This is a genomic window from Paenibacillus sp. 01T422 (assembly GCF_056398785.1).
On sequence record NZ_JBFTQB010000137.1, the window covers coordinates 1 to 9,674 of the forward strand.

The window sequence follows — 9,674 nt, forward strand, 5'->3', positions numbered from 1 at the left end:
GTCCAAGCGAAGATCGAAATCTTTGTCTGCATGCAGCTCCAGAAACCAGCCAAATTCTTTGCATAGATAAGCAGACAAATTCTCAATGATGAAATCCTGCATGATATTGTGAAAAGTTACACTCGTTCCTGGCTCACCATCCGTCAATTTGATCCTCGAAACCTCGTAAGCATCCAACTGATTCGCGCCAATCTGAATGGTATACGTATTTTTCAGCAAGCCGTCCACATAGGTCGTTTTCCATGTCGCATCTGAAGCAAAGCGATGGAAGGTTAAGCGGCCGATGCCATTTTTACCATGCATCGCCGATGTGGTTCTAGTCCGCTTCTCTGGATCTATCTGCTTCTCAGACTCAAAAAACGGCGTGAACTTCCGTTCCAATTCACGCCGATCAATGCCGTAACCGTTATCCGAGATCACGATATGGTCAACGCCGCCGAGCACATTTAAATGAAGTTTAACGTCTACCACTGTAGCTTGCGCGTCGAAGCCGTTCCAAATATATTCGGAAATCGCCTGCAAATAATCAAATTTACGAAGAGTTTTTTCGATCCCTTTTGAGGATATTTGTATTTTGCCCACAACGATCAGCCCCTTCTACGAGTGAACTCTACCTTCCTCTCTATCATATTCCAAATCTCTCATTGCTGTATGTCGATTTCTGCAACCCTTTCACCATTGATTTTCGACAAAATGACGGTTTTACGCTTGTAGTCAGGCCCTTGCCTTTTTAAAAAAGAATTAACATACGGTTAACGTTCCACGAATAATCGGATGTTACGCTAAACGCATCTAGGAACTACAGGAGGGATTCTTATGCGCCTCGCGTTGTTTACCGATACCTACGTTCCTCAAATGAATGGCGTTGCACTCACGTTAGGACGTCTCACGGATTACTTGAACCGTCGTGGTGTTGAGCACCTTGTGTTCACACCCAAATGCACAGATGAAATGGCTTACTCCGAACTGATTCGCCCCGTACCCTCCGTACCTTTTTTTCTCTACCCCGAATGCCGGATTGCTTTACCCAACATTATTTCTCTGCGTTCTGAGCTTGACCGCTTCCGACCTCATCTGCTTCACATGGCAACTCCGTTTAACATCGGTTTGTGTGGTCTCCATTACGCCCGCAAGCACCGGATTTCGCACGTAGCTTCCTATCACACCCATTTTGATCGCTATTTAGCCTACTACCGGATGAAGAGAGCTGTCCCCTTGTATTGGACGTACATGAAATGGTTTCACCAATCCTGCGACGCCACTTTCGTCCCTTCAACCGATACCATGCAGCACCTGCATGCACAAGGCTTCAACCGCATGCTGTTGTGGTCCAGAGGTGTCGATTGCGCGCTCTACACCCCCGATAAACACACGAACGCGGTTCGTGAGCGATACGGAATTACAGCCCCATACCTCCTCCTCTATGTGGGGCGCATTGCCCCAGAGAAAGATATTGATACCTTATCGGCTGTCATGCGCACTTTGCCTGATTCACTGAAAGAACGTGTTCACTGGCTTATCGTAGGAGATGGACCGCAACTTGACGAGTTGCGTGAACAAGCTCCGAATAATGTGACATTTGCTGGTTACAAGCAAGGTGAAGAGCTCGCAGAAATCTATGCCTCATCAGATCTCTTCGTCTTCCCTTCCAGTACCGAAACTTTCGGCAATGTCGTCCAAGAGGCGATGGCTTCCGGCCTTCCGGTTATTGCCGCTAATAGCGGAGGCGTGCGGGACATGATTGTTCCTGGACAGACAGGAACCTTATGCGAGCCTCGCCAACCCGAATCCTTCATTCAAGCGATTGATGCTTTCGTTAATGCCCCGGAACAATGGGCAGATTTCCGCCAAGCAGCGAGAAGTTTTGCTCTTAGGCGCTCTTGGGATGCTATCTTTGATCGATTGCTGGAGGACTACGAACAAATTATTGATGCTCGCCAGCTTGGAAGCAAACTGGGATTCTATACAGCTTAAAGGAGGGGACATCCATGCGATTAACATTAGTCGGAACAGGGTATGTGGGCTTGGTTGCCGCCGTGTGCTTTGCGAAGCTGGGGCACGAAGTCATTGCCGTTGACCGCGAGCCCGTTATTCACGGGCTGAAGGAAAATAAGCTGACTGTGTGGGAACCTCAGCTGGAGCCAGAGTTGGCTGATGTCTATGCGAAGGGATTATTAAGCTTCGAGACAGATATCGTCAAGGCTTCATCCGACACTGATGCTTTGATGATTGCTGTGGGCACTCCCACACGTTCGGACGGCCATACGGATCTGGGGCATATTCATGAAGTGTTGTCTCACTTGATGCAAGCTGGCACCTGTCCCCCTCTTGTGATCATAAAAAGCACGGTCCCCGTAGGCACCTGCGATGAACTGGAAGCTACTTTGCTAGCGGCTGGTCTTCGCACAGAGGTAGCCTTTAATCCCGAGTTTTTAAGGCAGGGCAGCGCTTTTAATGACTTCATGGCGCCAGACCGCATCGTATTCGGTTGTAAAACACCCCAAGCCGAATCGCTTCTGCGTCAGTTATATGAAGGGATCGAGGCTCCCGCACATGTTTGTGATAGGCGCAGCGCTGAGCTTATTAAATACGCATCGAATGCCTTCCTTGCGATGAAAATCTCATTCGCGAACATGATGTCCGATGTGTGTGAAGGCTATGGCGCAGATATCCGCCACGTGATGAGGGGCGTTGGCGCTGACCGGCGCATCGGGCCTGAATTCCTGTCGGCAGGTGTTGGCTATGGCGGCTCCTGTTTCTCCAAGGATCTGCAGTCCCTGCTGACCACCGGGAAGCTGATCGGCAGCTCGCTTCCACTTTTGGAGTCGGTCGCTAAGGTCAATGATCAGCGTATTCCAAGAATGATCGCCAAGCTTATCTCCCTTTGGGGCAATCCCTTAGGCAAGCGACTCTGCGTATTAGGCATCTCATTCAAGCCAAATACAAATGATGTTCGCGATGCGCCATTTCTAACCTTATTAGCTCAATGTGAGCGTCATGGCATTGAGGTTCAAGCCTTCGATCCTGTCGTCAGACAAGTTGGAGCCAAAGCCGTTCAGGTGATGGATTCCCCTTATGCAGCAGCAGCCCAAGCTGACGCGGTCATGATAATGACGGAATGGCCGCAGTTCGCCGAACTCGATTGGCCCTACCTGCTTGATCTTATGCGTCGGCCTTATGTGCTTGACGGTCGGAATCTCTTGCCAAGCCAAATCATCTCACAAATTGTGGCTGTTGATGGGGCTATGTATATGCCAGTTGGAAGGTCGATGGAGTGTAGTCCAATCCCATGGGTGGGAGTCCCCTCTCCGGAATAAAATAAATCAAACCCCAGTCCTCGATAAAAGGACTGGGGTTTTGCATTCCACCACGGAATTATCTGCTTTCAACTTCCACAAAAGTAACATGCTCAACAGCTTTCAACGAAGCGTAGATATCCGTTACTTGCACTTTTTCATACGTTAACAGCTTCAATTCCATCTGACTGGAGCTGCCTTCTACATCTTTCACTTTAACGCGTTCAATCTGAATGTTTAGTTCCTTCAGCCTTATGAAAATCCGGTTGGGATCCTGACTTTCATGACAAATAATTCTTACTTCCAAATATCGTTGTTTGAGAGAGCGGGGGCCGATCCATTTAATCAAGACCGGAAACAAATTAACGGAGAAAATAATAAAGATGACGGCTACAAAGGCCTGCAAATAATAGCCAGCACCGGTTGCAATCCCAAGCGCAGATGCCGACCATACCATAGAGGCTGTCGTTAAACCAGAAATTTCATCGTTATTCTTTCTTAAAATGACGCCGGCGCCTAAGAAACCGACGCCACTGACGATTTGCGCCGCAAGTCGCATTGGGTCCATGTTGGTATGACCTGGAATAGAGAATCGACCTACGGATTCGATTGAAACCATCGTAATTAAGCAGCTGGCAACGGCAATAACCATGTTCGTCTTCATGCCTACCGGCTTATGTTTCAATTGCCGATCAATTCCGATTAACATCCCAAGAAATAGAGCTATACCTAACTTGATAACAAAGGGAGATATCAACACTGTGTTTCTCCTCTCAACTTGCATCTGTCTAGAACGCGAGGCTTGTTATACGGATACGGAAAGACCGTTTAATACGGAGTCGATTTCAACATAGGGGTACCCTTGGGCCTCAGCAACAGCTTTATACGTAACTTTACCTTCAATCGTATTAAATCCTTTTGCTAAATCTTGATGCTGCAAGGCAGCTTCACGATAGCCTTTATTGGCAATTTGCAAGCCATAGCCTACCGTGACATTCGTTAAGGCAACTGTGGAAGTCTGTGCGACCGCGCCAGGCATATTGGCAACAGCGTAATGCACAACACCGTGTTTCACGTAGGTCGGATCACTGTGTGTCGTAATACGGTCGATAGTCTCAATCGAGCCGCCTTGATCAATCGCTACGTCCACAATGACGGAACCCGGCTTCATCGTTTTGACGACGGCTTCAGTCACCAGCCGTGGCGCACGGCTGCCCGGAATCAATACAGCGCCGATCAGCAGATCCGCTTTTTTAACAGCCTCGGCAATATTGCTGCCATGCGACATTAATGTACGCAGACGTCCTTGGAATTGATCGTCCAATTGGCGCAGCCGTTCTGGATTTACATCAAGTAGTGTCACGCTCGCACCTAGACCAACGGCCATTTTCGCCGCTTGCGTCCCCACCACGCCTCCGCCGATAATCACGACTTCAGCTGGCGCTACCCCAGGAACTCCGCCAAGGAGAATACCTTTTCCGCCTTTGGACTTTTCCAGGAATTGTGCGCCGATTTGAATGGACATCCTGCCGGCCACTTCACTCATCGGAGTCAGAAGCGGTAGTGAACCATTATTTAGTTGAATCGTTTCATAAGCGATTGCAATGACTTTCTTGTCCGTTAATGCACGAGTCAACTCGGATTCTGCTGCAAGGTGCAGGTAAGTAAATAGAATTAAGCCTTCCCGGAAATACCCATATTCCTCAGCAAGTGGCTCTTTTACTTTAAGAACCATCTCTGCCGACCATGCATCCGCAGCAGTGGGTACAATCTTGGCACCTGCCGCCAAATAAGCCTCATCCTCGAAGCCGCTCCCCAAACCCGCGTTAGCTTCAACCCAAACCTCATGCCCGTAATGTTTGAAAGAGGCTACTCCTGCGGGAGTAATTCCAACACGATTCTCATTGTTTTTAATTTCTTTCGGCACACCAATAATCATGCTCATGCATCTCCTTCGTCTATGTCCAGAATTTTTCTTGCTGTATGGCATCCACAAGACGAATCATATCAGCAGTTTCCACTTCACCAATGTTGCCAATTCGGAACGTATTGGCATTCGTAATTTTACCCGGATAGATCACAAAACCTTTGAGCTTCAATTTCTCATATAACGTTTGGAACTGGAACGCTTCACTTGCCGGATATAAGAAGGAAGTAATGATCGGTGACTGCAGCACCTCTGGAAGCAGTGTCTCGAATCCGAGTACCTTCATCCCTTTGACAAGTGCCCGCTGGCTTGTTTTGTATCGGTTGTATCTGGCGATAACTCCACCTTCGTCTGCCAACTCTTTTAGCGCTTCATAGAAAGCACGGACAACGTGAGTTGGTGATGTAAAACGCCATTTACCATTGTAGTTCTCCATTTTATCCCACTGATCAAACAAATCGAGGGAATGGGAACGCGCCAATCCGGCACACTTTTTCATTTCATCAATTTTGGCGATAATAAAACCGAATCCTGGAACACCCTGAATGCACTTGTTGGCGCTGCTGATTAAGAAGTCAATCTGTAGATCCGCGATATCCATCGGGATTCCGCCAAAGGAGCTCATGGCATCTACGATATAAGTTTTGTTATAGCTCTTAACTATGCGGCCCACGGCTTCTATCGGGTTCAACATACCTGTCGTCGTCTCACAATGAACAACAGCCACATGCGTGATATCCGTTTCTTTGCGCAGCGTATACTCCAATAGATCCAAATCCGGAGGCTGAATCTCCCCGCTATCCAACACAACGAGCGAAATGTTCAGCATTTTTGCCATTTGAGCCATCCGTTGACCATAAGCACCATTCGCCATAACTAGAATCTTGCCATCCTGTGGAACAACGCTTCCGATGACCGACTCTACACAAAATGAACCGCTGCCTTGCATAAGAACGGAGGTATACAGCGAAGTTTCCTTAGTCGCTAATTGGACAAGTTTAGCGCGAATATCCTGTACAATTCGATTATAATCATCATCCCACGTACACCAGTCTTTCAGCATGGCCGCTTTTACCCTTTTGCTCGTCGATAGGGGTCCAGGCGTCAAAAGCAAATACGGGTTATCTTCAATCAAATCAATATTCATGGTTGAAACCTCCTTAGGCTTATTCATCTATTGACCACCTTTTGCCAATCGGGCGTTAATATCGTCAATGACTTTCACAAGGTCGCCGATCGTCGGGATCACATAATCAGCTCCAGCTTGACGGAAACGTTCTTCAACAACTGCCATTTTCGCTGCCAATTCCGCAGCTGGCAGTGTTTGAACTTCCTCCTCGGTAAGACCGAGTTCACTTCCCCCTTTTACAACCCCTACACTCCATGCCCCAGCGTTAACACCTTCTTGAATATCGCTGACAGTATCGCCTACTTTAACAATCGCCTGAAACGGATAAACACCTAGATTCGCTGCATTCGCATAACACATCCACGGATACGGACGTCCACCTTTTACTTCGGAAGGGGTGACCAATGAATCCGGTTCATACCCTTTCAACTTGGCTTCACGGCTGACAACTGCCATCATTTCCGCGGTATATCCCGTCGTAGAGCCGATTTTCAGTCCTCTGCCTCGCAGTTCCTTCACTAAGTCCAGAGCGCCAGGGATCAGATCCGTATAATTCGGTAAAATTTCAAAAAGCAACGGTTCGAAGTCAGCATACAAATCATCCACATCTGCATTGGTAGGCAGAGCACCGAATTTATCTTTCCATAGCTGAGCGATTCTTGGAATGGCGCATAACGTATGGATATGATCCCATTTCAGTAGTCCCATCGGGCCACGTGCTTCTTCCGCTGTAATGGGAATGCCCCGCTTCTCAAATATCCGCAGGAATACATCAAGTGGCGCAAAACATCCATAATCAACCATCGTACCTGCCCAATCAAAAATAACAGCTTGAATTTGACCTTCATAATTTCTCGACACCATTACCATCCCTCTCTTAGTTCACAAATCTATCTTTATTCTGATGTGATCCACTCTACATGCCTTTGTTCTAGTTCAGTTTCCCATTCTTCCGGTGGCGGAACATTGCTGACGATGACATCGATATCCCGCAAATCCGCCATTTTATAAAATTGCACCATGCCTATTTTGGAGTGGTCGGAGACCACAATGTTCATTTTGGCATGTTCCATCATCTTCTTCGCTAACTGACCGCGCTTTTCATCAAAAGAGGTGATTCCTTTGTCAATCATCATCCCATCGATAGAGATAAACGCTTTGTCTGCATAAAAATGCTCTACCATCTTCTCCGCCAATGAGCCGACAACCCTAGATTGCAGCGAGCTTACTTTGCCTCCAATGAAAAATATTTCCCCAGAGTACAAATCTCTGTTCTTATACTCAATGAGCGAATGAAGCGCAGGAATGGAGTTTGTTATGATCGTGAGATTCTCCTTATCAAGCAAATGTTCAATCATCTGCAGCGTCGTCGAGCCGTCATCGATAAAGATCACTTCATTGTCCTGGGCAAGAGCTGCAGCCGCTTTGCCTATCTTACGTTTTTCCTCTACATTCAGTACTTTTCTGTTCAGATGGGAGGGCTCTTCTCGGGAACGATTCACTTTCACCGCTCCGCCGTAGACCCGCTTCAACTTGTTAGAATCTTCTAGATCCTCCAAATACCTGCGCACGGTTTCCGAAGAAACCTGAAGAACCTCGACTAACTCATTGGTAATCACTTTGCCTTCGGAATTGATCTGATTAAGGATATATTCCTTACGTTCTTCCCCGATAAGTGACACGAACGTTAACCTCCTTACACAACTGCCTCATTGTTAAATCGTAGCGGTTACTTTCGAATTTGCCATGCTTCTGTTTTCTTTCTTACTTTTTTGGAAAGGAGCGTATACAGTAGTCTTACGATAATATTCGTAATCACGATGAGCACCGCCATAGCTGCTGCCGCAGCTACATCTCCTGCATCCTCCATATTCACGAGCGCCACTGCCGCTAAGTTCAAATCCGCTGATCGCAGAAAAACAACCGCAGAAACAGTAACCATCGAGTTAACAAAGAGGTACATAGCGATTTCTATGATCGCCGGTAGACACATAGGAACCGTTACTCTCATCAGAGTTTTGTAAAAAGGTACGCGCATCGATTCAGAAACAAGTTCGAATTCTTTATCCAGTTTCTTCAAGGCTGTCGTCGCCGTGATAAAGGGCACCCCGTAGAAGTGGGTGATATTGGCAAGTACAAGGATAATCATCGATCCATAAATCCAATTCATAGGATTGTTCGGATTATTAAAGAAGAAAATGTAAGCCAAACCAATGACCATACCAGGCAGTGCTAGCGGCAGTACCGACAGAAAATAGCCAATCTGCCTAAGTCCGTTCAAATGACGCGATTTCTCGATGAGATAGGCAAATAGAAATGTGACGATTGTTCCGACGACTGCCGTAAAAAACGACACCTGCAAACTGGTCCAAAACGGATCAAGCCCTGAACCTGCGACATGGGAGAAATCATAATGTTTGAAACTGAAATTTAAGTTATAAGGCCAAACTTTAATTAATGAAGCACATGCAATCGTAAGTAATGGAATGAGTATTAAAATAGAAATGATGACTCCAAACAGTTGATAAAAGCTGTCCCGAGCTTTCCCCCCAGCAATCCGATAAGGAGTTGATTTGGAAGAAAGCATGGAACGCTGTTTTCTTTCTACCATTCGATCAACTGCAAAAGCGATAATCGCCGGAATGGTTAACAAAATACCAACCGTAGCGCCCATTGACATATTTTGCTGTCCAATGACTTGCTTATAAATATCCGTGGCCAATACGTTGAATTTACCGCCAATTGCTTGTGGTGCCCCGAAATCCGTGAAACAAGCCGTGAAACAAACGAAGATTGCACTGATTAAACCATATTTGACCGAAGGCAAAGTAACCGTCAGGAACGTCCTCACCTTGCCTGCTCCCAATGTCTCCGCGGCTTCATACAACCGCTGATCTGTGATAGACAAAGCAGTAATGAAAATGAGAAAAGCTTGTGGGAACAAATAAATGACCTCGGAAATGACGATGCCCACTGGACCGTAGATCGGGATATGAATACCACTCGGCAATAATCCGAAAATGCCCGTTGTCACCATACCCTGATTGCCAAACAGATACGTTAAAGCAATTCCGTGCATCATGGTCGGTTCAAAAAGCGGCAGCATAGCGACATAATGCAGGTAAGCTTTACCTCGAATGGCCGTCCGGCTAATCCCATACGCGTACAGGAATGCCAGAGAGACGGCAATACCCGTAGAAAGCAATGAAACCCACACTGTATTCCACAAGGATTGCGTCAAGGATGGTGTTGTAAAATATTTGATGAAATTCTGAATCCCGATGAATTCTGCCTTCGTATTGAAAAAAGCTTTACTGAACAG

At 46.8% G+C, this 9,674-nt stretch carries 9 protein-coding genes; 2 read left to right on the forward strand and 7 right to left on the reverse strand.

Annotated features, from left to right (window positions below; all coding sequences use genetic code 11):
• Positions 1-582: ATP-binding protein (locus AC1DUA_RS10410; protein WP_477499668.1), on the reverse strand; the 582-nt coding region annotated here is incomplete at its 3' end.
• 234 nt (positions 583-816) lie between these two features.
• Between AC1DUA_RS10410 and AC1DUA_RS10415 the strand changes: the two genes are divergently transcribed.
• Both AC1DUA_RS10415 and AC1DUA_RS10420 read left to right on the forward strand, forming a co-directional pair.
• Positions 817-1,974, forward strand: a complete 1,158-nt coding sequence (locus AC1DUA_RS10415; RefSeq protein WP_477499669.1) for a glycosyltransferase family 4 protein — start codon at positions 817-819, stop codon at positions 1,972-1,974.
• A 14-nt stretch (positions 1,975-1,988) separates the two neighbouring features.
• Positions 1,989-3,317 carry a UDP-glucose dehydrogenase family protein gene (locus AC1DUA_RS10420; RefSeq protein WP_477499670.1) on the forward strand — a complete coding sequence of 443 codons (1,329 nt, stop codon included), beginning with the start codon at positions 1,989-1,991 and terminating at the stop codon, positions 3,315-3,317.
• A 58-nt stretch (positions 3,318-3,375) separates the two neighbouring features.
• Here AC1DUA_RS10420 and AC1DUA_RS10425 read toward each other — a convergent pair whose 3' ends face one another.
• The 6 genes from AC1DUA_RS10425 to AC1DUA_RS10450 form a co-directional block, all read right to left on the reverse strand.
• Positions 3,376-4,080: an MgtC/SapB family protein gene (locus AC1DUA_RS10425; protein ID WP_477499671.1), complete on the reverse strand. Its 705-nt coding sequence runs from the start codon at positions 4,078-4,080 to the stop codon at positions 3,376-3,378.
• Between the two features lie 21 nt (positions 4,081-4,101).
• Positions 4,102-5,235 carry an alanine dehydrogenase gene (gene ald / locus AC1DUA_RS10430; protein ID WP_477499672.1) on the reverse strand — a complete coding sequence of 378 codons (1,134 nt, stop codon included), beginning with the start codon at positions 5,233-5,235 and terminating at the stop codon, positions 4,102-4,104.
• A 19-nt stretch (positions 5,236-5,254) separates the two neighbouring features.
• Positions 5,255-6,355: a 2-aminoethylphosphonate--pyruvate transaminase gene (phnW, locus tag AC1DUA_RS10435; RefSeq protein WP_477499676.1), complete on the reverse strand. Its 1,101-nt coding sequence runs from the start codon at positions 6,353-6,355 to the stop codon at positions 5,255-5,257.
• A 42-nt stretch (positions 6,356-6,397) separates the two neighbouring features.
• A complete protein-coding gene (gene phnX, locus AC1DUA_RS10440) occupies positions 6,398-7,216 on the reverse strand; it encodes a phosphonoacetaldehyde hydrolase (protein ID WP_477499673.1) in 819 nt (272 codons plus the stop codon).
• 32 nt (positions 7,217-7,248) lie between these two features.
• Positions 7,249-8,034, reverse strand: coding sequence for a DeoR/GlpR family DNA-binding transcription regulator (locus AC1DUA_RS10445; protein WP_477499674.1), 786 nt, complete (start codon positions 8,032-8,034; stop codon positions 7,249-7,251).
• Between the two features lie 47 nt (positions 8,035-8,081).
• Positions 8,082-9,674 (reverse strand): putative 2-aminoethylphosphonate ABC transporter permease subunit (locus tag AC1DUA_RS10450; RefSeq protein WP_477499675.1); only part of this gene is annotated, 1,593 nt, incomplete at its 5' end.

Bases quoted from the DNA above. Each gene is read 5' to 3' on its own strand.
- AC1DUA_RS10415 (WP_477499669.1), top strand. From the start codon at position 817: ATGCGCCTCGCGTTGTTTACCGATACCTACGTTCCTCAAATGAATGGC.
- AC1DUA_RS10425 (WP_477499671.1), bottom strand. From the start codon at position 4,080: ATGCAAGTTGAGAGGAGAAACACAGTGTTGATATCTCCCTTTGTTATC.
- phnX (WP_477499673.1), bottom strand. From the start codon at position 7,216: ATGGTGTCGAGAAATTATGAAGGTCAAATTCAAGCTGTTATTTTTGAT.
- ald (WP_477499672.1), bottom strand. From the start codon at position 5,235: ATGATTATTGGTGTGCCGAAAGAAATTAAAAACAATGAGAATCGTGTT.
- AC1DUA_RS10420 (WP_477499670.1), top strand. From the start codon at position 1,989: ATGCGATTAACATTAGTCGGAACAGGGTATGTGGGCTTGGTTGCCGCC.